Origin of the sequence: Kribbella sp. C-35, assembly GCF_046549195.1 — a bacterium.
In the GTDB taxonomy this organism is placed as follows: Bacteria; Actinomycetota; Actinomycetes; order Propionibacteriales; family Kribbellaceae; genus Kribbella.
Map to the genome: position 1 here is coordinate 1,111,980 of NZ_JAJPWG010000003.1, position 24,752 is coordinate 1,136,731.

The window sequence follows — 24,752 nt, forward strand, 5'->3', positions numbered from 1 at the left end:
AACCTAACCCAGTCCCTGTGAGGTTCCCATGCGCCGCCTGCTGGTGTTCCTGGCCGTACTCCTGCTCGCCCTGACCGGGTGCGGAGGCGGGAACGACGACGCGCCCCAGGCAGCGAGTGCGCAGGGCGGCGCCTTCCCGGTGACGATCAAGAACAAGTACGGCGCCACCGTCGTCAAACAGGCCCCGCAGCGGGTCGTGACGGTCGGCCTGGTCGAGCAGGACGCGCTGCTCGCGCTCGGCGTCGTACCGGTGGCGACGACCGAGTGGTTCGGGGAGAAGCCGGGCGCGTTGTTCCCGTGGGCGAAGGCGAAACTCGGCGACGGCGCCGTACCTCAGGTGCTGAGTGACAAGGACGGGATCCAGTTCGAGAAGATCGCGGCGCTGCAGCCGGATCTGATCATCGGGCTGTACTCCGGAATCTCGGCGGACGACTACAAGAAGCTGACCGCGATCGCGCCGACGGTCGCGCAACCGGCTGGCGTACCGGACTACGGGGTGTCCTGGCAGGTCGTGGCGCGGACCGTCGGGCAGGCGGTGGGGAAGCCGGCGCAGGCCGACGAGCTCGTGAAGGGGATCGAGGCGCGGTTCTCCGAGGTACGCGCGCAGCATCCCGAGTTCAAGGGCAAGCCGGCGTTGATGGCGACGCCGTACGAGGGCTACTTCATCTACGGCACGCAGGATCCGCGGTCACGGCTGCTGACCGACTTCGGGTTCGTGCTGCCGGCCGGGCTGGACAAGGCGATCGGCGACAAGTTCGGCGCGAACATCAGCGCGGAGCGGATCTCGCTGCTCGACCAGCAGGCGCTGGTCTGGTTCCCGACCAAGGGCGGTACGGCGAAGCTGAAGGCCGACCCGCTCTACAAGAACCTGAAGGTGCGCACCGAGGGGCGGGACGTGTTCGTCGAGGAGAACTACGACAACCAGCTGTACGGCGCGACCAGCTTCGTGTCCGTGCTCAGCCTGCCGATCGTGCTCGACGAGCTGGTCCCGAAGCTGGCGGCCGCGGTGGACGGGAACCCCGCAACTAACGGGTAGCTGAGCGGCGTCGCGCCGCCGTACGCTCTAAGAGGGTGTCTGAGAACCCTGCGCCGTAGCGAGGAGGTGCTCGGTGCGGTGCATCGGCGTGCGGGGGCGAAGGTCTCGATGCGGAGCATCGTGGCCTTTGCACCCGTGCGGCGAGGTGCCGTGCCGAGTGCCCCGCAGTAGGCGCAGGGTCCTCAGACACCCTCTGAGTGGGGAGTGAGAGCGATGGCATGGCTGGGTGCGGTGATCCTGTTCTTGATGCTGTGCGTCCTGCTGAGCCTCCTGCTGCCGAATCCGCCGCCGTCGCGGTGGCGGCGTAGCCTCCAGCGGCGTACGGCGCGGGTAAGGGCCCGGCTGCACCGGCATCAGGTCCCGGACCCGGATCCGTTCGACACGCTCCGGCTGCAGACCCGCCTGGGGCACCTGTCCACCAAGATCCGGAGCATCGAGTCCACGCCCCACATCTACGCCCGCGCGCATCGGCTGATGGCCCTCGAAGCGGCGTACGACGACCTTCTCGACGAGGCCTGCCGGCTGGCCGGCTGCCCGGGGGAGGCGGAGCAGAAACGCTCCGAGGAGAAACGCTGGCAGGAAGAGCAGGAACTGGCCGCCCGCGGCTGGTCCTGGTGACTCGGAGGGCGTCTGAGAACCCTGCGCCTACTGCGCGGCACTCGGTACGGCACCTCGCCGAGCACCTGCTCGCGACGGCGCAGGTTTCTCAGACGCCCTCATAGTTTTTGAAATATGACTGATAACCCGCCCGGGTGTGGGTTGGACTGAGACCGCTGGCAGAATCGGGCTCATGTCCCAAGCTGCGTCTGACCCCTCCGCAGCCGGTTCCCAGCGACGCCCCCGCGTGCTCTCCGGGATCCAGCCGACGGCGGACTCTTTCCACTTCGGCAACTACCTCGGCGCGGTGCGGCAGTGGGTGGCCCTGCAGGAAGACCACGAGGCGTTCTACTGCGTCGTCGACCTGCACGCGATCACCGTGGAGTACGACCCCAAGGCGCTCCGCGACCGCACCCGCCGGTCCGCGGCGCAGCTGCTCGCGGCCGGGATCGACCCGGAGCGGTCGACCCTGTTCGTCCAGTCGCACGTGCCCGAGCACGCGCAGCTGGGCTGGGTGATGGGCTGCATCACCGGGTTCGGCGAGGCCAGCCGGATGACGCAGTTCAAGGACAAGACGGCCAAGGGCGGCGCCGACCGCGCCACCGTCGGCCTGTTCACGTACCCGATCCTGCAGGCCGCGGACATCCTGGTCTACCAGGCGGACCGCGTCCCGGTCGGCGAGGACCAGCGCCAGCACGTGGAGCTGACCCGCGACCTGGCACAGCGGTTCAACCACCGGTTCGGCAAGACCTTCCGGGTCCCCGAGGCGCACATCGTCAAGGAGACCGCGAAGATCTTCGACCTGCAGGACCCGACCGCGAAGATGAGCAAGTCCGGCTCGTCGCCGGCCGGCATCATCGACCTGCTGGACGACCCGAAGGCGAGCGCGAAGAAGATCCGGTCCGCGGTCACCGACTCCGGCCGCGACGTGATCTTCGACCAGGAGAACAAACCCGGCGTCGCGAACCTGCTGACCATCTACTCGGCGCTCACCGGCCGCAAGATCAGCGAGCTCGAGGACGAGTACGCCGGCCGCGGGTACGGCGACTTCAAGAAGGACCTGGCCGACGTCGTGGTCGAGTTCGTCACCCCGTTCCGGGAGAAGACGCTGGGCTACCTCGACGACAAGGCGCAGCTGGACGCGATCCTCGCGGCCGGCGCCGAGCGGGCCCGCGCGGTCACCGAGCCGACGTTGGCCCGGGTGTACGACCGGCTCGGCTTCGTTCCCGGCCCCGCGCAGGGCCGGTAGGCCCGGGATGACCACAATCGGTGTCGCGATCCCGATCGCGGAGCCGTACGGCACGGAGTTGCAGAAGTACCGTGCCGACTTCGGTGATCCGATGGCCGCGTCGATCCCGACCCACGTCACGCTGCTGCCGCCGACCGAGATCGAAGCCGGCGACCTGGCGGCGATCGACGAGCACCTGCTCGCGGTCGCGGCCCGGTTCCCGCGGTTCCGGATCCGGCTGCGCGGTACGGCGACCTTCCGGCCGATCTCGCCGGTGGTGTTCGTGCCGCTGGCCGAGGGCATCTCGTCGTGCGAGGTCCTGCAGTCGCAGGTCCGCTCCGGCCCGCTCAAGGTGGACCTGAAGTTCCCGTACCACCCGCACGTCACGGTCGCCCACGACCTGGACAAGGACGCCCTCGACCGCGCGTACGACGCCCTGTCGGAGTACGACTGCGCGTTCGACGTGGAGCACTTCAGCCGCTACGAACACGGCTCCGACGGCGTGTGGCGCCCGCAACGGTCGTTCCCGCTGGCAGGCTGACCCTCGGTCCTCGGGGTACAGGAGAGTCATGGGCGTCATCCAGCGGGGTAAGGCGGTCTGGGCGCGGTTCCAGCGGACGCAGTTGTGGCGGGCGTGGAAGCGGTACGGCGATCGTCGCGGCAACCGGCTGGCCGGAGCGACGAGCTTCTTCGGGTTCCTGTCGCTGTTCCCGCTGATCGTGCTGGCCGCGGCGATCACCGGGCCGCTGCTCGGCCACGACGCGATCGAGGCGTTGAAGGACGCCTTGCGGCAGAACCTGCCCGGTATCGGCGACCGGATCGACATCGACGGGCTGATCGGGCATGCCGGGACCATCGGCCTGGTCTCCGGGGCCTCGCTGCTGCTCACCGGCCTCGGCTGGATCGACTCGCTGCGCGCCTCGATCCGCTCGATGCACGAGCTGGACGACGAGCCGGGCAACGCGATCAAGCTGAAGGGCGTCGACCTCGGCGCACTCGTCGGCCTCGGTCTGATCGGCCTGATCGCCACCGGCGCGTCGTCGGTCCTGACCGGTCTGTCCGAACGGATCGTCGACTGGGCCGACCTCGGTGGCAGCTGGCTGGCGCACTGGGGACTCGGCCTGATCAGCCTCGTGATCGGGGTCGCCGCCGGCGCCGTGCTGTTCCTCTACATGCAGACGGCCCTGCCGCGGATCCTCCTGCCCCGCAAGGTGTCGCTGATCGCCGCGCTCGCCGGCGGCATCGTGTTCTACCTCGCCCAGCGGCTCGGCAACCTCTACGTGAACCACGTGATCGGCGCCAACGCGGCGTACGGCGCGGTCGCGTTGCCGCTCGCGCTGCTGGTGTGGATCTACCTGATGACTCGGGTGATCATGCTGGTCGCAGCCTGGACCAAGGAGGCGACGCTCGACGCCAAGGCCACTGAGCCCGCTGAGCTCCCCTCGGGCCCAGTCGAGGTCGAGCCGCTGCTACTCGGCCCGCCCGGCAAGCGCTACAAGGTCGTCCCAATCCCGGACCGCAAGGCAGACACCGTCGCAGTAGCCGCCGGCGCAGTCCTAGGCGCAACCCTCACCACCCTGGCCGTCCAGGGCCTCCGAGCCGTGCGGTCCGTCCGGCGTCAGTGACGGCGGCGGCGGAGGGCTCGGGGGCGGCGGAGGAAGAGGCCGAGGAGTAGTACGGGCGGGGCGGCGTACGCCCAGTCGGGGACGCGGAGGGCGAGTGACTGGACTGCCTGGCCGGGGGTGAGCGCGGTGCGTGCCTGCGGGCGGTCCGCCGTACCCGAACCGGGCTTGGTGGCGGGTTTGCCTTCCGGCTGGGTCTTCGGCGGCGCGACGGCGGGTTTGACCAGGGTGCCGACCGGCTTGAGCTTGCCGTAGTTGGTGAACGTCCAGGTCAGCAGGTTACTCGCGTCCTCGGTGATGCCGTGCGGCGCGTTCATCATCGTGACCACCAGCGTGTGCCCGTTGCGGCGGGCGGCGCCGATGAACGTGTTCCGCGCCAGCGTGGTGTAGCCGGTCTTCACGCCGAGCGCGCCGTCGTAGTTGAAGAGCAGCTTGTTCTGGTTCGCGACCTGGTACGTGCCCTTGTTGCCGACGTTCGGGAAGGTCGTGTACTTCGTCGACGCGTACTTGGCGAAGTCCTGCCGGGTCAGCCCGGCCTGCGCGAACAGGGCCAGGTCGTAGGCGCTGGAGTACTGCCCGTCGGCGTCCAGGCCGGTCGGGTCGGTGACGTGGGTGTCGAGCGCGCCGAGATCCTTGGCCTTCGCGTTCATCCGCTGGATGGTCGCGGGTACGCCGCCCTGGTCGTGGGCGCACAGTGCGTGGACGGCGTCGTTCCCGGAGGCCAGGAACATGCCCTGGAACAGCTGGTCGACGGTGTAGTGCAGGCCGGGGTACACGCCGACCTTGCTGCCGATGATGCCGGCGTCGGCATCCGAACCGATCACCGGATCGGTCTTCTTCAGCCGGGGCAGCAGGACCAGCGCGGTCAGCGTCTTGAGCGTGCTGGCCGGGCGGAGCTGCGCGTGCGGCGCCTTGGCCGCCAGTACCTGGCCGGTGTCCACGTCCGCCACGACGTACGCCGATGCCTGGACTACCGGCGGTGCCGCACCGTTGGCGACCACCGTCGGCTTCGCGGTCAGCAGGTCGCCGCCGACCGGGCCTTGTGGGCCCTGGTCGGCGGCGGTCGCTGTCAGAGGTCCGGCGACCACCAGTGCGGTGGTTGCGCAGGCCGTCAGAAGCAAACGCATCGGCGGCACTCTAGTTGGCCGACGGTGCAGATGTCACAGTCGGGTCTCATGCCCTGAATCAGGCACGGTAGGCAGTCCACATGTTGCTGATGCGGGTTGACTGGCCGGGCGTGAACTGGTTGTAGCAGGAGTCGTACGAGTAGTCCATGTAGTTGTGGATGGGGTCGAGACCCGGCAGCGAGCAGGAGTCCCGGCCGGTCGGGCAGCCGCTGGACGAGCTGCTCTGGGCCGGCGTGTCGGCCACCGAGTCGTTCGTGCTCGTGCAGCCGCCCTGGAACGTGTGGTACAGCCCGAACCAGTGCCCGGCCTCGTGGGACGCGGTCTTGCCGAGGTTGTAGTTGGTCGCCGAGCCGCCGGGCAGCGACGTGTACTGCACCCGGATGCCGTCGATCCCTGGGTTGCTCGCGTAGTCCCACGGGAACGTCGCGATGCCGAGGTACGAGAAATCGACCAGCCAGATGTTCAGGGCGTTCTTGCCGCCCTTGCGCGTTTGTGACCGGTACTGCGTGCTCTGCCGGTCGTTGTGCCACTGGTTGTTCTTGATGCGGTCGGTGCCGGCCAGGTAGAACGTGAAACCGGTGTTCGCGGCCTGCGACGACTCCTGGCCGGCGAAGTCCTGGTTCAGTTCGGCGATCTGCTGGGAGATCTGGCTGTCGGTGACGTCACCGGCGCCGGACGTGCTGAGCATCACGTGCACGTAGACGGGAACACTCGCCGCGGCCAGCGTGCCGGTCTGCGGAGCCAGCCCGCGGGCCGCCTTGGCCTTCAGGATCTGTGCTGTCTTGGCGTCGATGGCCTTCTGCTCGGCCGCCGACAGCTCCCGGTGGTCGGCACCGAAGCCGCCACGCGCGGCGGCACCTTCCTCCGGCGTGAAGCAGGCCGGGTTGCCGGTCGCGTCGACGGGCAACTGGGCAGTCGCCTGTCCACCGAGCGGACTGAACGCAAGCGCCGTACCGGCCAGCAGAACGGCCAGAGCGCGGGGACGGGTAACGAAAGATCGCATAGCGGTCCTCCAGAATCGGGCCGCTTTGGGCGGTGCGGCCGAATCCGGCGATTTTCCCCGCGATCCCGCACCCTGCCTAGCCGTTCCGTGTCCCCCCGGTGCCACGGCACCACAGCGCCGCATTGACAGCTGCGCCTAGGCTTGCGTCAATGGACTGAAGATAGACCAATAGATTCCGGGAGTGGCCGTGTTGGGTGTGGAGGAGTTGCGCAGGCTGGTCGAGGCCGGCGAGGTCGACACGGTGCTGGTGGCGATCACCGATATGCAGGGGCGGTTGCAGGGGAAGCGGTGCGGTGCGCGGTACTTCCTCGAGGAGGTGCTGAAGCACGGGACCGAGGGCTGCAACTACCTGCTGGCGGTCGACGTCGACATGAACACCGTCGACGGCTACGCGATGTCCTCCTGGGAGCGCGGGTACGGCGACATGGTGATGGCGCCCGATCTGGACACGCTGCGTCTGGTGCCGTGGCTCGAGGGCACGGCGCTCGTGCTGTGCGACGTCCAGTGGCTGGACGGTACGCCGGTGGTCGCGTCGCCGCGGCAGGTGCTGCGGGCCCAGCTGGACCGCCTCGCGGAGCGGGGACTCAAGGCGTACGTCGGGACCGAGCTCGAGTTCATCGTGTTCGACGACACCTACGAAGCCGCCTGGAACAAGCGGTACCTCGGCCTCACCCCGTCGAACCAGTACAACGTCGACTACTCCCTCGTCGGCACCTCCCGGATCGAGCCGCTGCTGCGCGACATCCGCAACGGCATGACCGGCGCCGGCCTGTACGTCGAGTCCGCGAAGGGCGAGTGCAACTTCGGGCAGCACGAGATCGCGTTCCGGTACGACGAGGCGCTCGCGACCTGCGACAACCACTCGATCTACAAGACCGGCGCGAAGGAGATCGCCTCCAAGCACGGCAAGAGCCTGACGTTCATGGCGAAGTACGACGAACGCGAGGGCAACTCGTGCCACATCCACCTGAGCTTCCGCGCCGACGACGGCGATCCGGTGCTCGCGGGTGACGGCGACCACGGCTTCTCCCGGCTGATGGAGCACTTCATCGCCGGTCAGCTCGCGTGCCTGTCCGAGTTCACGTACCTGCTGGCCCCGAACATCAACTCCTACAAGCGGTTCGTCCGCGGCAGCTTCGCGCCGACCGCGATCGCCTGGGGTCTCGACAATCGCACCTGCTCGTTGCGCGTGGTCGGTCATGGCGATTCTTTGAGGGTTGAGAACCGCCTGCCCGGCGGCGACGTGAACCCGTACCTCGCGGTCGCCGCGATCATCGCCTCCGGCCTGCACGGCATCGAGAACGAGCTGGAGCTCGAGCCGCTGCTGGAGGGCAACGCGTACGAGTCCGACAAGGAGCATGTCCCGGCCACGCTCCGCGAAGCCGCCGCGCTCTTCACCGGTTCGAAGATCGCCCGTACGGCGTTCGGCGACGAGATGGTCGACCACTACAGCAACGCCGCACGCGTCGAGCTGGACGCGTACGACGCCGCCGTCACCGACTGGGAGCGGGTCCGTGGGTTCGAACGCCTCTAGCCGGCTCCTTAGGCGCCCGCGCATCGGGATCACGACGTACCTGGAGCGGGCGAGCTGGGGGATCTGGAACCGGGAGGCCGCGCTCGTTCCGCAGATGTACCTGGATGCGGTGGTGGCGGCCGGAGGGGTGCCGCTGCTACTGCCGCCGGTCGGTACGGATCCGTCCGTCCTGGAGATCCTCGACGGACTCGTGATCGCCGGCGGGTGCGACGTCGATCCCGGCTCCTACCGGGCGACTCCGCATCCGGAGACCGTCGACACCCGGCCGGGACGCGACGACCACGAAGCCGTCCTCATCCGCGCAGCGCTCGACCGGGATCTGCCGTTGCTCGCGATCTGCCGCGGTCTGCAGATGCTCAACGTGACGCTCGGCGGCACCCTGCACCAGCACCTGCCGGACGTCGTCGCGCACGACGCGCATCGCCCCGAGCCGGCGACCTTCGGCGCCGTCGAGGTGAAGATCGAGCCCAGCACCCTCACCGCGCGCATCCTCGGCGACCGCGCCGAGGGCAGCTGCTACCACCACCAGGCCCTCGACATCGTCGCACCGGGGTTGAAGGTCACCGCCCGCGCCGGCGACGGAACGGTCGAGGCGGCCGAGGTGGAAGGGCGCGACTTCGCACTAGGGGTGCAGTGGCATCCGGAGGAGAACCCCGAGGACCTGCGGCTGTTCACCGCACTGATCAGGAGCACGCAATGACGTACGACGTACTGAACCCGGCCACCGAGAAGGTGATTCGGACGATCTCGCTGGCCACGCAGGACGATGCGGACGCCGCGATCGCGCGGGCCGCGAAGGCCTTCGAGACCTGGCGGGACGTGACGCCGGCCGATCGCGGGCGGCTGTTGCGGCGGTTCGCCGACGCGGTCGACGCCGACCTGGAGAACCTGGCCGCACTGGAGGTCGAGAACGCCGGCCACACGATCGGCAACGCGCGCTGGGAAGCGGGCAACGTCCGGGACGTGCTCACCTACTACTCGGCCGCCCCGGAACGCCTTTTCGGACAACAGATTCCGGTTGCCGGCGGCATCGATGTCACGTTCCAGGAACCGCTCGGTGTGGTCGGCGTGATCGTTCCGTGGAACTTTCCGATGCCGATCGCCGGCTGGGGTTTCGCGCCTGCGCTGGCCGCCGGAAACACCGTTGTCCTGAAGCCCGCCGAGCTGACCCCGTTGACGGCGATCCGGCTTGGTGAGCTCGCGCTGGAGGCCGGTCTCCCGCCCGGCGTCTTCGAGGTCGTGCCCGGTAAGGGAACCGTTGTCGGAAACCGTTTCGTCACGCATTCCGCGGTCCGGAAAATCGTCTTCACCGGCTCGACCACGGTCGGCAAGCAGATCATGGCCGGCTGCGCGGACCAGGTGAAACGGGTGACCCTCGAGCTGGGCGGCAAGTCGGCGAACATCGTCTTCGCGGACGCGGATCTGGAGAAGGCGGCCGCGCAGGCGCCGTACGGCGTGTTCGACAACGCGGGGCAGGACTGCTGCGCGCGTTCCAGGATCCTCGTCGAGCGTTCGGCGTACGACCGGTTCCTGGAGTTGCTGGAGCCGGCGGTGAAGAACTTCAAGGTCGGTGACCCGAGTGATCCGGCGACCGAGATGGGGCCGTTGATCTCCGCGGGGCAGCGTGAGCAGGTCGCGGCGTACGTCGAGAACCCCGCCTTCCAGGGGACTGCGCCGAGCGGGCCTGGGTTCTGGTTCCCGCCGACGGTGCTGGCGCCCGCGAGCGAGCGGGCGGTGCGGGAGGAGATCTTCGGGCCGGTGGTCGCGGTGATCCCGTTCGCGGATGAGGCCGATGCGCTGCGGATCGCGAACGACAGCGAGTACGGACTGTCCGGCTCGATCTGGACCCGGGACGTCGGCCGCGCGCTGCGGGTCAGTCGTGGTGTCGAGGCCGGGAACCTGTCGGTGAACTCGAACTCGTCGGTGCGGTACACGACGCCGTTCGGCGGTTACAAGCAGTCCGGCCTCGGCCGGGAGCTCGGCCCGGACGCGCTGGCCGCGTTCACCGAGACCAAGAACATCTTCATCAGTACGGAGGACTGAATGACTGTTGACATCGGTGGCAAGGCGCATCGGCTCGAAGGCCGGGTCGCGGTGGTGACCGGCGGCGCGAGCGGGATCGGTCTGGCCACGGTACGGCGGCTCGCGGCAGAGGGAGCGCACGTCGTGATCGGCGACCTCGACCCGGCCGCGGGCAAGGACGCCGCGGACGAGGTCGGAGGGCTGTACGTGCCGACCGACGTCACCGACCCGGCCGCGGTCGAGAACCTGTTCAAGCAGGCCTTCGACACGTACGGCGCCGTGGACATCGCGTTCAACAACGCCGGCATCTCGCCGCCCGACGACGCGTCGATCCTGGACACCGGGCTGGAGGCGTGGCGCAAGGTGCAGGAGGTCAACCTGACGTCCGTGTACCTGTGCTGCAAGGCCGTGATCCCTTACATGCAACGGCAAGGCCGCGGGTCGATCATCAACACCGCGTCCTTCGTCGCCGTGATGGGCGCGGCGACCTCGCAGATCTCCTACTCCGCGTCGAAGGGCGGCGTCCTGGCGATGAGCCGCGAGCTGGGCGTCGAGTTCGCGCGGCAGGGGATCCGGGTGAACGCGCTTTGCCCGGGGCCGGTGAACACGCCGCTGCTCACCGAGCTGTTCGCGAAGGACCCCGAGCGGGCCGAGCGCCGGCTGGTCCACGTCCCGATGGGCCGCTTCGGCGAGCCGGAGGAGATCGCCGCCGCGGTCGCGTTCCTGGCCAGCGACGACTCCTCCTTCATCACCGCCAACACGTTCCTCGTCGACGGCGGAATCTCGGGCGCTTATGTGACACCGATCTAGTCTGAGGACATGGTCGTTCAGGCAGATGACGCGGTGTTCCGGCCGGTGCGGGCCGGGAACCCGTTCGAGGAGACGGTCGAGCGGTTGCTGCAGGCAATCAAGCTCGGCGTCGTCGTGCCCGGCGACCGGTTGCCGCCCGAGCGCGAGCTCGCGACCCGGCTGAACGTCAGCCGGGTCACGCTCCGCGAGGCGATCCACGCCCTCATCGAGGCCGGCTACGTCGAGTCCCGCCGCGGCCGGTACGGCGGGACGTTCGTCAACGAGCAACTCCCGAAACCCCGCCGTACGCCGGCCAAACGCCTCGCCCGCGACCTCGCCGGCGGCCTCGACGACGCCCTCACGCTCCGGTTCGTCCTGGAAACCGGCGCCGCGGAAGCCGCCGCCTCGCGTGACCTGAGCGCCGCCGAACGCGAGCACCTCGAACACTGCCTCGCCGACACGTCCGCGGCCCGCCTCGCCGACTACCGCCGGCTGGATTCCCGCCTGCACCTGGCGATCGCCGAGGTCACCGGCTCCCCGTCCCTGACGTCGGCGATGGCGGACGTCCGCATGCGCCTCAACGAACTCCTCGACGCGATCCCGCTGCTGGAACGCAACATCGAGCACTCGAACGAACAGCACACGGCCATCGTCGACGCGATCCTCACCGGGGACGCTCCGGCCGCCAGGCGGGCGATGCAGGAGCACCTGTCGGGTACCGCCGTACTGCTGCACGGCTTTCTCGACTGACTCCTTGACACACGGCCCGCCCGGCTGCCTCAATGAGCTAAAGGTCTGGGGGGAGACCATTGAGGCCACGGCTGATGTGTCTTAGGAGGCCCGCAGTGAGCAACGATCGTTCCGAGTCCGCCGCCCCGATGACCGACGACGAGAAACGCCTGCATCAGTTGGGTTACGCGCAGGAGCTGTCCCGGACGATGTCCGGGTTCTCGAACTTCGCGGTGTCCTTCACGATCATCTCGATCCTGTCCGGCTGCCTGACCCTGTACGGGTTCGGGATGAACACCGGCGGCCCGGTGATGATCGTCTGGGGCTGGCCGTTCGTCGGCCTGATGACGTTGTTCGTCGGCCTCGCGATGGCGGAGGTCTGCTCGAGCTTCCCGACCGCCGGCGGGCTGTACTACTGGTCCGCCAAACTCGCGCCGTCGAACGGCGCGGCCTGGTCCTGGTTCACCGGCTGGTTCAACTTCCTCGGCCAGGTCGCGGTGACCGCCGGGATCGACTTCGGTGCCGCGTTCTTCCTGAACGCGTTCCTGGACCTGCAGTTCGGCTTCAGTACGACGCCAGGCCACACGATCCTGCTGTTCGCGATCATCCTGCTGGTGCACGGATTGCTGAACTCGTTCGGCGTGAAGCTGGTCGCCAGGCTCAACGACATCAGCGTGTGGTGGCACATCGTCGGCGTGGTCTTCATCGTCGGCGCGCTCGTGATCGTGCCGGACAAGCACCAGTCGGCCGGCTTCGTCTTCGGTCACTTCGTCAACAACACCGGCTGGGGCTCCACCTTCTACGTCGCCCTGCTCGGCCTGCTGCTCGCGCAGTACACCTTCACCGGGTACGACGCGTCCGCGCACATGACCGAGGAGACCCACGACGCGGCCCGGTCGGGTCCGCGCGGGATCGTGATGTCGATCCTGGTCTCGCTGGCGGCCGGGTGGGTGCTGCTGATCGGCCTGACCTTCGCGATCCAGAGCTACGACGGCGCCCTCGAGGGCGAGATCGGCGTACCGCCGGCCCAGATCTTCATCGACGCGGTCGGCGCGGGGCTGGCCAAGGTCCTGCTGCTGGTGGTGATCGGCGCGCAGCTGTTCTGCGGGATGTCGTCGGTGACCGCGAACTCGCGGATGATCTACGCGTTCTCCCGGGACGGAGCGTTGCCGGGGTCGAAGTTCTGGCACAAGATCAACGGCAAGACCAGGACGCCGACCAACGCGATCTGGCTCGCCGCGGGCGGGGCATTCCTCCTCGGACTGCCGTACCTCTGGAACGCGACGGCGTACGCCGCTGTCACGTCGATCGCGGTGATCGGCCTGTACATCGCCTACGTGCTGCCGACCCTGCTGCGGTTGCTGCAGGGCAAGGACTTCCAGCCCGGCCCGTGGCACCTCGGCCGCTGGAGCCGCCCGATCGGCATCATCGCGATCGTCTGGGTCGCGTTCATCACGATCCTGTTCATGCTGCCGCAGGTCAGCCCGGTCACTGGTAGCACCTTCAACTACACGCCGATCGCCGTACTGGTCGTACTCGGCTTCGCAGCGGCGTACTGGTTCCTCTCCGCCCGCCGCTGGTTCACCGGCCCCAAGGTCCAAGGCACAGAAGAGGAGTTGGCCGCCATAGAACGCGACCTAGAGTCGATCTGACCCCTCTTTGGGCCCCCACCAACCGTTTTCGCCGCCGCGAAACGGTTGGTGGGGGCCCAAAGTCGTCGAAAGACCATCCGGTGCCCCGGCACGATCGTGCCGTCGCGACTGCTCGGAACTGGGCAGTAATGGGTGACAGGATGGTGGCCAGCAAATTTCCTCATGTGACACTCGCCGTGTCGAACGGTCATTGACTGTGATAATCGGCGAGGGTAATCCTTCGAGGAGTTGGATGACTGACGACGAGCTGGTCGGGCGTGCCGGACTGGTCGAGCGTGCTACCAAGCAGCTCGAGACCAGCGGCAGCGTGCTGCTCTACGGCCCGACCGGCATCGGCAAGTCGGCCCTCGGCCGGGCGCTCGTCGCGGAGCGTGGCCGCAAGGGCTGCCGGATCCTCAGTGCGGCCCCGTCCAACTCCGAGGCCGGCCTGCCGTACGTCACGCTCCTCGATCTGCTCTCCAACCAGCTCGAATTCGCCTGGCAGGTGCTGCCGGACCACCTCCGGCAGCCACTTGAGGTCGCTCTGCTCAAGGCGAGTGCGCCGGATACGGTGCGTGACGAGCTGGCTGTGCGCCTCGCCGTACTGCACGTTCTCCGCCGCCTCGCCACGACCGGCCCGGTGCTGATCGTCGTCGACGACATCCAATGGGTGGACCCGTCCAGCCTCGAGGTGCTCACGTTCTGTGCTCGTCGGCTGTCCGAGGGCGTGCACCTGCTCGCCACCGAGCAGGTGGCCGACGGCGATCTGCCGGTGATGGCCGACGCCTGCCCCGAGCCCGTCCTGCAGCTCGAGGTCCCGCCGCTCACGGAGCCCGACGTACTCGGTCTGCTCCGGCAGCGCCTGTCCAGCCCGCTCCCGGTCCGGACGGCGCGTCGCATCTTCACCGCGAGCGCCGGCAACCCGTTCATGGCGCTCGAGCTCGGTCGCGCCGTACTGCGGCATCCGAAGAGCGTCTCGCCCAATGATCCGCTCCCGGTCTCCAGCCGCCTGAAGACGCTGCTCGGTGAGCGGCTCGGTGACCTGTCCACCGACACCCATGAGCTGCTTCTGCACGCCGCGTCGTCGCCGCGCCCGACCACGACGCAGCTCGCCCGGTCCCTCGACCGCCCGATCGACGTCGACCTCGCCGAGGCGGAAACCCTCGGACTGATCGACGTTTCGGCTGAGCGGCTCCGCTTCACGCACCCCCTGCTGAGGGAGTTCGTGTACGCCGAAGCCACGTCGGCCGCCCGTCGTCAGGCTCACGCCAAACTCGCCGCCGTGGTCGACGAACCGGTCGAGAACGCGACCCACCGCGCCCTCGCCACTCAGGAGGCCGATCCGGAGCTGGCCGCGACGATCGAGGAGGCCGCCACGGTCGCCGCCGGTCGTGGAGCGCCTGGCGCCGCCGCGAACCTGTGGCGGCTGAGCGCGGACCGGACACCGAGCACCCAGCCCGACGAACGCGCCCGCCGTCTCACCCGGGCCGCCGACGACGCCGCGGCCGCTGGTCACCTGGCGGAGTCGGCCGATATGGCGCAGCTCGCCGTACAGGCAGCTACTACGCCCGAGACCAGGGTGCCCGCGCTGTTGCTGTGTGCCGATGCGGTCTGGCCGGAGCGGGATCGCCGGGTCGAGTTGCTTGCGGAGGCGTTCGCCGCGGCCGAGGGCAACAAGCGGTTCGAGGCGCGGGTGCGGATCGAGCGCAGCCACAGCCACTACTTCGATCGCAGCCTGGACGACGCGCAGGAGGACGCGCGGATCGCCGAGGCGCTGGCGCGCGAGGCCGGCGACACCGAGGCGGTCGTCGACGCCCTGAGCGCGGCGAGTTCGGTGCTGATGGCCCGCGACGCCGACGAGACCTCGGACGCCGTGCTGGAGCAGGCGGCCGAGCTGGCCAAGGGCTTGCCGCTCACCAGGACCGTGGTGAACGCCCGCCAGATGGCCGCGATGCGCGAGCTGTTCCGCGGCCGAACCGACGAGGCGATCACCGCGATCACCGCGTTGGCCGACGAGGTCCGCGACCACGGCGCGATGCGCTGGCTGGCGTCCGTACTGATCTCCGCGACGGCGATCTACGAGCGCAGCGGCCGCGGCGCCGACGCGCTGGCCGCCGGGCACGAGTGCTACCAGCTGATGCAGGACATCGGTGACGAGGCCGAGGTCGGTATGGTCATCGCCAGCCGCGCGGAGTGGGTCGGCGGTTCGGCGGCCATGGGCCGGCAGCTCGCCGAGGCCGCGCTGGACGCTGTCCACCTGGTCGGGAACGACGAATGGACCGGCCCGGCGCTGGTCAGCCTCGGGCTGATCGGCGTACTGACGGGCGATCCGCAGCGGGCCGTCGAGGCGTTCGACGCGATCGCAGGGTCGGGCGAGGCCGCGATGCCGTACGACCCGGCCGTGATCCCGTGGCACGCGGACTACGCCGAGGCCCTGGTCGCGGCCGGCCGGCTGGACGACGCGGCCGCCCTGATCGCCGAGATCCGCACCCGTGCCGAGAACCTGGACCGCGGCGTGGTGAAGCTCGGCCTGGATCGCGCCGAGGCGCTGCTCGTCGCCAAGCAGGGCGACCCAGCCGCGGCCCTGGAGCTGCTGGAGAAGACGGTCAGTACGGCGGGAGACCGGGTCTACCCGCTCGATCTCGCGCGTTGCGAGCTGACCCGCGGCCGGATCGCCCGGCAGGCCCGTCGCCGGTCGGTCGCCAGGACCGCGTTCCTGGACGCGATCGAGCAGTTCGAGGCGTACGGCGCGCCCGCCTGGCGCGAGGTCGCGGAGATGGAGCTGGCGCGCCTCGACGTACCGAGTCGAAGCCGGCAGCCGTCGGAGCTGACCGACAACGAGCAGCAGATCGTCTCGATGGTCCGCGACGGCTCCACGAACCGCGAGATCGCTGCCGCGTTGTACCTGTCGGTCAAGGCCGTGGAGTCGCAGCTGACCCGCCTGTACCGCCGCTTCGGAGTCGCTAACCGCACCCAGCTGCTCAGGATGGTCGACAGGCCAAGTCAGAATGGCTGAGTGAAGCTCGAACGGAAACACGCCTTCGTCCTGCTGGCCATCGCCGCTTGGAACGTCATCACCTACCTGCGCTTCATCAAGGCGCTCGTGGACACCGAGGACCGCCCGACCGGGTACTACGTCGCGCACACGATCCTGATCATCGTGAACCTGCTGATCGCGGCGCTGCTCGGCACCTGGGGCGTCCGCGCGTACAAGGCCTCTAAGGCCGCACAAAACTCGAAGGTGTGACCCCGAGCAGTTTCCGGAAGTGCCGGTTGAGGTGCGACTGGTCGTAGAACCCGGCCAGCGTCGCCACCTCTGCGGTCGGACGCCCGTCGAGCAGGTACCGCCGGGCGAGATCGACCCGTCGCCCGGTCAGGTACCGGTGTGGCGGCATCCCGTACTCCCGGCTGAACGCCCGCACCAGATGCGCCGGATGTGCGTGCACCAGCTTCGACGCGTCCTCGAGCGTGATCCCGTCCGGCACGTGCGCGTCGAGCAGATCGCGCAGCTGCGCGGCCACGCCCGCGTCCGACCGGTCCGGTGGCTCGACCACTTGCCGCCGCAGATGCTGCCCGAGACGCTCCTCGATCAGCGTCAAGCGGCTCTGCGCCTCCAGGTCCTCCACACCGTCTTCCAGTACGCCGTGCAACTGGTGGATCCGGCGCCGCAGCAGCGGGTCGACGTACTCCGGCTGGTCGACCGCCGCGCCGATCAAACCCTCACCAAGCCGATCGGGCTCGAGATAGAGGACCCGCTTACGGAACCCCTCCGGCAGCACCGAGCGGCCGTCGTGGGGGACATGCGGCGGGAGGAGCGAGACCTGCGCCTGCGCGAGACCGTGCTCGTGGCGGTCGAGGTCGTAGCGGACCGCGCCCTCGTCGACGATCAGCACCGTCCACGCGTCGTGCGTGTGGCTCGGGTACGCGTGCGACGGGAAGTGCGCATGCAGCACCTCGACGACCCCGGCCACCCGAGGCCGCCACGCCCGGACCGTGGCGACGCTGCTCATAGTCAGAACATACGCTGCTGCCTGTGAAGGTCTACGTGAGTGCGGACATGGAAGGCGTCACCGGGGTCGTCGACGCGGAGGATGTGCAGCCGCCGGGGCGGGATTACGAGCGTGGCCGGGTGCTGATGACCGAGGACGTGAACGCGGCCGTCCGCGGTGCGTACGCCGCCGGCGCGACCGAGGTCCTGGTGAACGACGCCCACGGCCCGATGCGCAACCTGCTGCCCGACCTCCTCGACCCGCGCGCCGGCCTGATCAAGGGCCGCCCGAAGCCGATGGGGATGATGGAGGGCCTGACCCCGGAGTACGACGCCGTGCTCTGCGTCGGGTACCACGCCCGCGCCGGCGTGCTCGGCGTGTTGAGCCACAGCTTCATGGGCCACGAGATCGAGGACATCTGGCTGGACGAGCAGGTCACCGGCGAGATCGGCCTGTTCCACGCGGCCTCCGCGGCGTACGGCGTACCGCTCGCGCTCCTGACCGGGGACGACACCGCCTGCGACGAGATGAAGGCCTGGGATCCCGCGGTTGCGACCGTCCCGGTCAAGTTCGCCAAGGACCGCTTCGCCGCGCAACTCGTCCCGGTCGCGGAGGCCCGCGAGTCGATCGAAGCGACCACCGCGCAGGCGCTCCGCAGCCTCTCCAAGCCGGACGCGCCAGCCGGCCCTCGAACCCTCGCCGTCCGCTGGCAGTCCGCCTCGGTCGCGTCCCACCTCACGGCGATCCCCGGCGTCACCCGCCGCGACGACCGCACCGTCACCGTCGACGGCGACATGCTCCAGCTCTACCGGATGTTCAACCTGTTCCTCCGCGTCTGCACAGCAGTCACCTCGAACCCGCCATACTGTTAAGAACGTACAAGACCGGGGGTGGGCTCGGGCTTGAGCATTGGGGTTGTGGAAAAGTTCGATACGAAGATTGCTGTGTTGTTGCGGGACGATCTGGCTGTGTGGCAGCGGTTGAATGTGACCGCGTTTCTGGTCAGTGGGATCGCCGGGACGCATCCTGAGGTGGTCGGGGAGCCGTACGAGGATGCCGACGACGTCCTCTATCTGCCGATGTTCCGGCAGCCGGTGATGGTGTTCGAGGGGTCGAAGGAGTTCATGACCATCGCCCACGAGCGCGCGCTGGGCCGGCCGGTCGAGCACTCGGTGTTCACCCAGGATCTCTTTGCCACCGGCAACGACTACGACAACCGGGCCGCGGTGAAGGCCGTCCGGACCGCCGAGCTCGACCTGGTCGGCATCGCCTTCTACGGGCCGAAGAACGCCGTCGACAAGACCCTCAAGGGCGCCACCAAGCACCATTGAGCGGGTACCGTTCGGGCGCGAACGGCCGCAGCTCCGGCGACCGTACGTCGTCCAGTACGAGCGGTACGACGTGCCGCGCGGTGCCCGGCGCGAGCGTCAGCCCGAGCATGCCGTGGCCGGTGGCGACGTACAGCCCGTGCCGGCCGGGGACGGCCCCGATCAGCGGCAGGCTGTCCGGTGTCGCGGGCCGCATGCCGGCGAAGGTCGCCGTCGACGATCCGGGCCGCCAGTCCGCGAAGTACGGCGTGGTGCGGTCGAGGATCGTGGCGAGCCGGCGTTCGGTGATCGGGCCGCCTGATCGACCGAGATCGAGGCGCGCTGCAACCCGGACACCGTCGGTGAACGGCGTCACCGCGATGCTCGGTTCGACCAGCTTGACCGCGACCCGCGGTGCGACCCCGGTGCCGCGCGTGGTGACGCTGTAGCCGGTTGCCGCCAGCAACGGAATCCGTACGCCGAGCACCGCCAGCAACTCGGTCGTCCAAGCGCCCGCGGCCAGCAGCAGGCGGTCTGCGCTGAAGCGTCCCACGCTGGTCTCCACCTCCCAGCCCGGCTGCAAACGGCTGACTGTCGCGTTGACCAGCCGTCCCCCGGCCGCGGCGAGCTGTTCCTGCAAAGCACGCAGTACCTGCTCCGGCCGCACCTGCACCTCGTCGACCGCATGCACGGCCCCTGACACCGCTGGACCCAACGCAGGTTCGCGTGAGCGGGCGGCTGCGCCGTCGAGGATGTCGTAGCCGCCCTTGTAGCCGGCCGCCGTCGTCGCCTCGGCCAGTTGCGCCACCTCGTCCAACCCGGCCTGCGTGACGGCAGCCATCAACAACCCCGTGTGCCGCAGCTCCAGATCGGCCCGGTCGTGCAGCCGTGCGAAGTCGTCGACGCAACCCGCCCCCAGATCGAGTACAGCGCGCAGCCCGGCGGCGTACCGCTCGGCCGAACCGCTCCGCACGAACCCGACGATCCACCGCAACAGCGTGGACGTCAGCCGCGGCGCCACGCTGAACGGCGCCTCCCGATGCAGCGCCTGACGAGCAGAGTGCAGCAGTACGCCGGGACCCGACAACGGCGCCGACAACGCGGGAACGACCCAGCCGGCCGCGGCCGGTGACGCGAACCCGGCCTGCGGGCCGGCGTCCAGCACGGTGACGTCGGCACCCGCCTCGGCCAGCCCCACGGCCGACCACAGGCCGATCACCCCGCCGCCGATCACGAGGACGCGCATCCCTTACTGCCCTGCCGCGTAGGAGGCGAGGAACGTCCGCGTGCGCAGCTCCTGCGGCTTCCCGAGGACATCGGCGGGCGCGCCCTGCTCGACGATCCGGCCACCGTCGACGAACACCACCCAGTCCGCCACGTCCCGCGCGAACGGCAGCTCGTGCGTGACCAGCACCATCGTCATCCCGTCCTCGGCCAGCTCGCGCATCACCCGCAGGACCTCGGTCGTCGACTCCGGGTCGAGCGACGACGTCGGCTCGTCGAACAGCAGCACCGACGGCTTCAACGCCAGCGCCCGCGCGATCGCGACCCGCTGCTGCTCGCCCCCGGACATCTGCTCCGGATATGCGAGCGCGCGGTGTCCCAGCCCGACACGACGGAGCAGCTGCACGGCCTTCTCCAGTGCGTCCTTCTCCGACACACCGGCGCGCAGCTGCGCGAGCATCACGTTCTCGACCGCGGTGAGATGCGGGAACAGGTTGAACTTCTGGAACACCATTCCCACCGACTGCCGCAGCTTCGCCAGATCGCGGCACTGCACGGACGACCCGCTGAAGATCGCCTCGCCGGCCACTTCCAGGAAACCGTGGTCCGGCTGCTCGAGCAGGTTGAGGCAGCGCAGCAGCGTGGTCTTACCGCCGCCGCTCTGGCCGATGATCGCGACGATCTTCCGGTGCCGCACGGTCAGGCTCACATCGTCGAGCACGAGCCTTCCGTCGAACGATTTCCGCAGGTTCCCGATCCGTACGACGACGTCGCTCAACGCGGTGACGCTCATGCCGAGGCTCCTTCCAGGATCGCCCGCGCAGCCTTCAACCGGCGGCGGCGCTTCGGGGTCAACGGGACGCCCGCGCGGATCTTCCGCTCCAGCCACAGCAGGCCCTGCGAGAGCGGGTAGCAGAGCGCGAAGTAGATCGCCGCGATCACCAGGTACACCTCCAGCGCGCGGAACGTCGCCGAGGTGATCAGCCGGCCCTCGGACATCAGTTCCGCCGCCGAGATCGTCACCAGCAGCGACGTCGACTTCAGCAGGTCGACGAGCATCGTGTTCGTCCCCGGCAACGCGGAGCGCAACGCTTGCGGAAACACGACGTACGCGAAGGTGCTGATCTTTCCGAGACCGAGTGCCTCGGACGCCTCCTGCTGACCGCTGTGCACGCCGGAAATCGCGGCGCGGAAAATTTCCGAAAGGTACGCCGCGTAGAACACGATCAGGCTCACGCAGCCCGCGCTGAACACGTCCAGCTTCAGGCCGACCGAGGCGAGTCCGAAGTACGTCACGAAGATGATCGCGAGCAGCGGGATGTTCTTGAACACCTCGGTGTAGATCGCGGCCGGGATCCGCAGCGCGCGGTGCCGGCTGACCCGGAGCAGGGCCAGGGCCAGTCCGAGTACGGCGGCGCCGGCGAAGCTCGCGATCGTGTAGAGGACGGTGCGTTCCAGACCGTCCAGCAGGGCGGGAGCGTAATCTCCCCAGGGGACTTCGAACATCAGGTCCTCCTCAGATGGACGGCGGTTGCCAGTCCGCCGGGCGGTCGACGCCCTGCCGGGTCTTCGCGATCTCCGGTGCGGGCTTCAAGAACTGGCCGGGGTCGCCGCCGTACTTCTTGATCAGCTCGGTCAGCTCGCCGCTGGCGTACATCGCGCGGATCTGCTCGGAGATCGCCTTCTCCAGCGCGGTCGCCTGCTTCGGCAGGTAGAACGCGGTCATGTACTGCTGGAAGTACTGGTACGGCGGGTGTGCCTTCACGTCCGCGGCTGACGGGGCCGTCAGGTACTGCGTCTCGACCTTGAGTTCCGGGCGCTCCTTCTGCGCGGCGAGGACGAGCAGCGGGTCGAGGAACCCGACGTTGATCCGGCCCGCGCCGAGGTCGTCGAACACACCGTTGCCGTCCGGGTACGCGTGCAGTTTCGCGCCCGGCACCGCCTGGATCGACTTGACCCAGACGTAGCCCTCGACGGTGCCGAGATCCTTGCCCTGCAGGTCCTGCACGGTCTGGTAGTGCTCACCGGCCCGGACGGCCATCGCGGGCGGGGAGTAGTACGGCGGATCCGTGAACAGGCCGGCCTTCTGGCGTTCCGCGGTCCAGGCGACGCCGCCGATGGTGATGTCGACGCGGCGGGACTGGACGCCGGCGAGCATGCCCGCGAAGTCGGTCAGCTCCGGTTTCACCTTCAGCCCGAGCTTCCCGGCGACCGCGTTCAGGATGTCGGCGTCCAGGCCGGCCATCTTGTCGCCGACCAGCGAGGTGTACGGCGCGTACGGCTGGATCGCGACCTTGAGCACACCCGGTTCCAGCGTGCCGAGCGCGGCGGCTGCGTCCGAGACTGGTTCCTTCGATCCGCCGCACGCGGTCAACGAGCCGGCCGTGAGCGCGACGGCGGCGAGCAGCGGAGCGATCCGTGCGATGAGAATTCTCGACATGACGCATGCCTTTCCGGTGGCCTCACCCCGATTTCTTCCAGGCTAGGGAGGCGGCACCACGGCGTCATTGGACGAGTTGTCCATGATTCGTTCACGTTTCCGGCATCTCGTCGTACGCTTCGTCCAAGATGCTCTCCGGTCCGTTGGCTCAGCAGATCGCCCGGGACACCTCCGAGGTGATCGGCTACAACGTGCTGATCACCGACGACCACGGGATCGTCATCGGCAGCGGGGATCCGGCACGGGTCGGGTCGTTCCACGAGGCGTCGGTCGAGGTGCTCGCGTCGCAGGAGGCCGCCTGGCACTCGGCCGTGGAGGCGGCCCGGCTGCGCGGGGTGAAGCCGGGGATGACGCTGCCGATCGTGATCGACGGCGAGGCGGTCGGGACGGTCGGGATCACCGGGTCGCCACGGCAGGTGCGGCGCTTCGGGCTCGTCGTACGGCGGCAGACCGAGATCCTGCTGCAGGAGTCGGTCGAACTACGGTCGCGACTGCTGCGGGAACGGGCACTGGAAGAACTGGTCCGGGACATCGGGTCCTTCGACGCGGACGTCGTCGATTCAGCCTTCCTGGTCGCGCGGGCGAAGGAACTCGGGTTCGACCTGACGGTCCCCCGCACCGTGGTCATCGTCGAGGTGGACGAACCTGTCCCGGCGGCGCAGGCGGATGTCGTAGCCGTCCGCCCAGAACTGCTCCGCACGCTCCGGCAGACGTTCGGTCCGCGAGACCTGGTCGCCGCCATGACTGCGGGCCGCTTCGCGGTCCTGCCGACGCTGCGGCGGGGCCGGCCGGGCATGAGTCGGCAGGAGCTCGGGGAGATGGCGGTGAGTGCGATTGCGGCCGACTACGGGTTCGTCGCTCGGGCAGGGGTCGGCGGCACGGCTACCGGCATCGTCGGTCTTCAGGAGGCTTATGCGGATGCGGTTGACGCCCTGCGGCTGGGGAAAGAGTGTGCACCCGGCGCGTCGGCGTACCTGATTGACGAGCTGCGGAGTCATCAGGTGCTGGCCGCGGTCGGGTACCGGGCGCGGGCTCGGTTGCTGAGCCTGGTTGCGGGCGACCTCGCGACGCACTCGGACTGGCCCGAGCTGCGTGACACCCTGATCGCCTGGTGCGAGTCCGGCTTCAACCTCGTCCGTACGGCGGACGCGCTGCACATCCACCGCAACACGCTCATCTACCGCCTGGAGAAGGTGGAGCGCCTCACCGGACAGCCGTGGCGCGACCACCGCGCGACCCTCACGCTCTACCTGGCCTGCTTGGCCTCGCAGCTCGACTAGCGCGGGGCGAACTTGGTCCAAGTAGCGCCTTGGTCAGTGCTCAGGACTACCTCGGTGGTACGGCGTTTCGGGACCTCGGAGCCGTACATGAGCTGTGCGTCGCCGGAGAGGTCGGCCAGGTCACCGGGGTAGCCGCGGTCCAGCTTGGCACCGCCGTCGCGGACCCGGTAGAGGCGCGGGCGGTCACCGGGGCGGCCGCCGAGCATCAGCGCGGTGCCGTCGTCGAACGCGAGCGGCGAGACGGCCAGGCTCTTCGGCGGGTTCTCGACCGTCGTCCAGTTCGCGCCGCGGTCCGTGGAGATCTGCATCTTCGAGACGGTCTGACCGGTCGCGCCCACGGTGACCGAGGTCGACAGCAGCGTCTGGCCGTCCGGGCTGACCGCGAGCCGGCCGAGCTGATTGTGGGTGTCCAGCGACCGCGACCCCCAGGTGCGGCCGCCGTCGTCGGTCCAGACGACGTCCGTGCGGCCGATCCCGGTCAGCATCCAGCAGCGGCCGGACTCGTCGCAGACCGGGGAGCGGGTGCCGCGGGTCCTGAGCATCCGGACCGTCGACTCCTCCGGGTTCACCACGACGATCGAGCCCGGCACGATCCGGTCGGAGAGGATCTCGTTCTTCTGGAACGTCGAGGTGGGCAGCCGGTACTGGAGCTTGGTGAGCACCGGGCCGTCGTACGTCAGCCGGAACATCATCGTCGCGCCACCCGCCAGCGTGCCTTCGAGCGGCGGGGCGACCGCGATCGCCTCCTTGTCGGCCCGCAGGGTCGCGTACGGGACCGGCCACTCGGGGGCGGTGGCGCGGGCGCCGTCGCGGTCGATCACCGCGGCGAACTTGCAGTTCGGGCCGGTGGTGCAGTCGGACCAGCCGGCCGCCCAGCGGTTCCGGGTGACCATCGTGATCGACAGCACCTGCGCGCGCTCGGAATTCACCACTGCGCTGCCCGACCGCCCCGCGGCGGCCGGCTCGATGGCGATCGGCGGATCGGCCGGCGACCGGTGCGAGGCCAGATGCACCACCGCGAGAACGATGGACGTCGTGGCCGCGAGCACCCCGAGAACGAGGAACGGCGGCATGCTGCGGGGTAGGCCACAGCGCTCCAACAGCTCCACCAGGCGACGGTAGTAGCGGTCGGACAACTCGCGCAGGCGCGGCTCCACAGTCACCCCCCAAGGCGCAGGTGTCCCCGCGATGGGG

General features: G+C 69.1%; 24 protein-coding genes. 16 read left to right on the forward strand and 8 right to left on the reverse strand.

Annotated features, from left to right (window positions below):
- The first annotated feature begins 28 nt into the window (after positions 1-28).
- From ACLJOO_RS25275 to ACLJOO_RS25295, 5 genes are all read left to right on the forward strand, one after another.
- Positions 29-1,036 carry an iron-siderophore ABC transporter substrate-binding protein gene (locus tag ACLJOO_RS25275; RefSeq protein ID WP_410789840.1) on the forward strand — a complete coding sequence of 336 codons (1,008 nt, stop codon included), beginning with the start codon at positions 29-31 and terminating at the stop codon, positions 1,034-1,036.
- 213 nt (positions 1,037-1,249) lie between these two features.
- Positions 1,250-1,654, forward strand: a complete 405-nt coding sequence (locus tag ACLJOO_RS25280; protein ID WP_410789841.1) for a hypothetical protein — start codon at positions 1,250-1,252, stop codon at positions 1,652-1,654.
- A gap of 172 nt (positions 1,655-1,826) precedes the next feature.
- Positions 1,827-2,882: a tryptophan--tRNA ligase gene (trpS, locus tag ACLJOO_RS25285; protein WP_410789842.1), complete on the forward strand. Its 1,056-nt coding sequence runs from the start codon at positions 1,827-1,829 to the stop codon at positions 2,880-2,882.
- A gap of 7 nt (positions 2,883-2,889) precedes the next feature.
- Positions 2,890-3,402, forward strand: coding sequence for a 2'-5' RNA ligase family protein (locus ACLJOO_RS25290; protein WP_327640230.1), 513 nt, complete (start codon positions 2,890-2,892; stop codon positions 3,400-3,402).
- Positions 3,403-3,430: 28 nt separating this feature from the next.
- The gene (locus tag ACLJOO_RS25295; protein ID WP_410789843.1) at positions 3,431-4,486 is read left to right on the forward strand and encodes a YihY/virulence factor BrkB family protein; all 1,056 of its coding nucleotides are present in this window, start codon (positions 3,431-3,433) and stop codon (positions 4,484-4,486) included.
- Here ACLJOO_RS25295 and ACLJOO_RS25300 read toward each other — a convergent pair.
- Both ACLJOO_RS25300 and ACLJOO_RS25305 read right to left on the reverse strand, forming a co-directional pair.
- The gene (locus tag ACLJOO_RS25300) at positions 4,480-5,610 is read right to left on the reverse strand and encodes a D-alanyl-D-alanine carboxypeptidase family protein (RefSeq protein WP_410789844.1); all 1,131 of its coding nucleotides are present in this window, start codon (positions 5,608-5,610) and stop codon (positions 4,480-4,482) included. The genes ACLJOO_RS25295 and ACLJOO_RS25300 overlap by 7 nt on opposite strands.
- Before the next feature lie 58 nt (positions 5,611-5,668).
- Entirely contained in the window at positions 5,669-6,613 is a 945-nt protein-coding gene (locus ACLJOO_RS25305) for a zinc metalloprotease (RefSeq protein WP_410789845.1), read from the reverse strand.
- 181 nt (positions 6,614-6,794) lie between these two features.
- Between ACLJOO_RS25305 and ACLJOO_RS25310 the strand changes: the two genes are divergently transcribed.
- From ACLJOO_RS25310 to ACLJOO_RS25345, 8 genes are all read left to right on the forward strand, one after another.
- On the forward strand, positions 6,795-8,147 hold the full coding sequence (locus ACLJOO_RS25310; RefSeq protein ID WP_410789846.1) for a glutamine synthetase family protein: 1,353 nt from the start codon (positions 6,795-6,797) through the stop codon (positions 8,145-8,147).
- Positions 8,128-8,847: a gamma-glutamyl-gamma-aminobutyrate hydrolase family protein gene (locus ACLJOO_RS25315; protein ID WP_410789847.1), complete on the forward strand. Its 720-nt coding sequence runs from the start codon at positions 8,128-8,130 to the stop codon at positions 8,845-8,847. Before ACLJOO_RS25310 ends, ACLJOO_RS25315 begins: the two co-directional genes overlap by 20 nt.
- Positions 8,844-10,190: an aldehyde dehydrogenase family protein gene (locus ACLJOO_RS25320; protein ID WP_410789848.1), complete on the forward strand. Its 1,347-nt coding sequence runs from the start codon at positions 8,844-8,846 to the stop codon at positions 10,188-10,190. The genes ACLJOO_RS25315 and ACLJOO_RS25320 overlap by 4 nt, the downstream gene beginning before the upstream one ends.
- A complete protein-coding gene (locus tag ACLJOO_RS25325; RefSeq protein ID WP_410789849.1) occupies positions 10,191-10,979 on the forward strand; it encodes a 3-oxoacyl-ACP reductase in 789 nt (262 codons plus the stop codon). It abuts the gene before it with no gap.
- A 9-nt stretch (positions 10,980-10,988) separates the two neighbouring features.
- Complete coding sequence (locus ACLJOO_RS25330) at positions 10,989-11,708, forward strand: FadR/GntR family transcriptional regulator (RefSeq protein WP_410789850.1); 720 nt, start codon at positions 10,989-10,991, stop codon at positions 11,706-11,708.
- A gap of 95 nt (positions 11,709-11,803) precedes the next feature.
- On the forward strand, positions 11,804-13,339 hold the full coding sequence (locus ACLJOO_RS25335; RefSeq protein ID WP_410789851.1) for an amino acid permease: 1,536 nt from the start codon (positions 11,804-11,806) through the stop codon (positions 13,337-13,339).
- A gap of 232 nt (positions 13,340-13,571) precedes the next feature.
- Positions 13,572-16,334 (forward strand): AAA family ATPase, encoded by a 2,763-nt coding sequence (locus ACLJOO_RS25340; protein WP_410789852.1) that lies wholly within the window; start codon positions 13,572-13,574, stop codon positions 16,332-16,334.
- Positions 16,335-16,565, forward strand: coding sequence for an SCO4848 family membrane protein (locus ACLJOO_RS25345; RefSeq protein WP_410789853.1), 231 nt, complete (start codon positions 16,335-16,337; stop codon positions 16,563-16,565).
- Here ACLJOO_RS25345 and ACLJOO_RS25350 read toward each other — a convergent pair.
- Complete coding sequence (locus tag ACLJOO_RS25350) at positions 16,537-17,328, reverse strand: AraC family transcriptional regulator (protein WP_410789854.1); 792 nt, start codon at positions 17,326-17,328, stop codon at positions 16,537-16,539. The two genes, ACLJOO_RS25345 and ACLJOO_RS25350, sit on opposite strands and share 29 nt — an antisense overlap.
- Before the next feature lie 23 nt (positions 17,329-17,351).
- On the opposite strand from ACLJOO_RS25350, the gene ACLJOO_RS25355 reads away from it, so the two are divergent.
- Complete coding sequence (locus ACLJOO_RS25355) at positions 17,352-18,179, forward strand: M55 family metallopeptidase (RefSeq protein WP_410789855.1); 828 nt, start codon at positions 17,352-17,354, stop codon at positions 18,177-18,179.
- 45 nt (positions 18,180-18,224) lie between these two features.
- Complete coding sequence (locus ACLJOO_RS25360; RefSeq protein WP_410789856.1) at positions 18,225-18,638, forward strand: DUF2000 family protein; 414 nt, start codon at positions 18,225-18,227, stop codon at positions 18,636-18,638.
- Here the strand turns inward: ACLJOO_RS25360 and ACLJOO_RS25365 are convergent.
- Genes ACLJOO_RS25365 through ACLJOO_RS25380 form a run of 4 tightly spaced genes read right to left on the reverse strand, consistent with a single transcriptional unit; the run spans position 18,613 to position 22,278 of the window.
- On the reverse strand, positions 18,613-19,860 hold the full coding sequence (locus tag ACLJOO_RS25365) for an NAD(P)/FAD-dependent oxidoreductase (RefSeq protein ID WP_410789857.1): 1,248 nt from the start codon (positions 19,858-19,860) through the stop codon (positions 18,613-18,615). The two genes, ACLJOO_RS25360 and ACLJOO_RS25365, sit on opposite strands and share 26 nt — an antisense overlap.
- 3 nt (positions 19,861-19,863) lie before the next feature.
- Positions 19,864-20,631 carry an amino acid ABC transporter ATP-binding protein gene (locus ACLJOO_RS25370; RefSeq protein WP_410789858.1) on the reverse strand — a complete coding sequence of 256 codons (768 nt, stop codon included), beginning with the start codon at positions 20,629-20,631 and terminating at the stop codon, positions 19,864-19,866.
- Complete coding sequence (locus tag ACLJOO_RS25375) at positions 20,628-21,344, reverse strand: amino acid ABC transporter permease (protein ID WP_410789859.1); 717 nt, start codon at positions 21,342-21,344, stop codon at positions 20,628-20,630. The genes ACLJOO_RS25370 and ACLJOO_RS25375 overlap by 4 nt, the downstream gene beginning before the upstream one ends.
- A gap of 10 nt (positions 21,345-21,354) precedes the next feature.
- Positions 21,355-22,278, reverse strand: a complete 924-nt coding sequence (locus ACLJOO_RS25380) for a substrate-binding periplasmic protein (protein WP_410789860.1) — start codon at positions 22,276-22,278, stop codon at positions 21,355-21,357.
- A 128-nt stretch (positions 22,279-22,406) separates the two neighbouring features.
- On the opposite strand from ACLJOO_RS25380, the gene ACLJOO_RS25385 reads away from it, so the two are divergent.
- The gene (locus tag ACLJOO_RS25385) at positions 22,407-23,558 is read left to right on the forward strand and encodes a CdaR family transcriptional regulator (RefSeq protein ID WP_410789861.1); all 1,152 of its coding nucleotides are present in this window, start codon (positions 22,407-22,409) and stop codon (positions 23,556-23,558) included.
- Here ACLJOO_RS25385 and ACLJOO_RS25390 read toward each other — a convergent pair.
- Positions 23,555-24,667 (reverse strand): WD40/YVTN/BNR-like repeat-containing protein, encoded by a 1,113-nt coding sequence (locus ACLJOO_RS25390; protein ID WP_410789862.1) that lies wholly within the window; start codon positions 24,665-24,667, stop codon positions 23,555-23,557. The two genes, ACLJOO_RS25385 and ACLJOO_RS25390, sit on opposite strands and share 4 nt — an antisense overlap.
- Positions 24,668-24,752 lie beyond the last annotated feature (85 nt).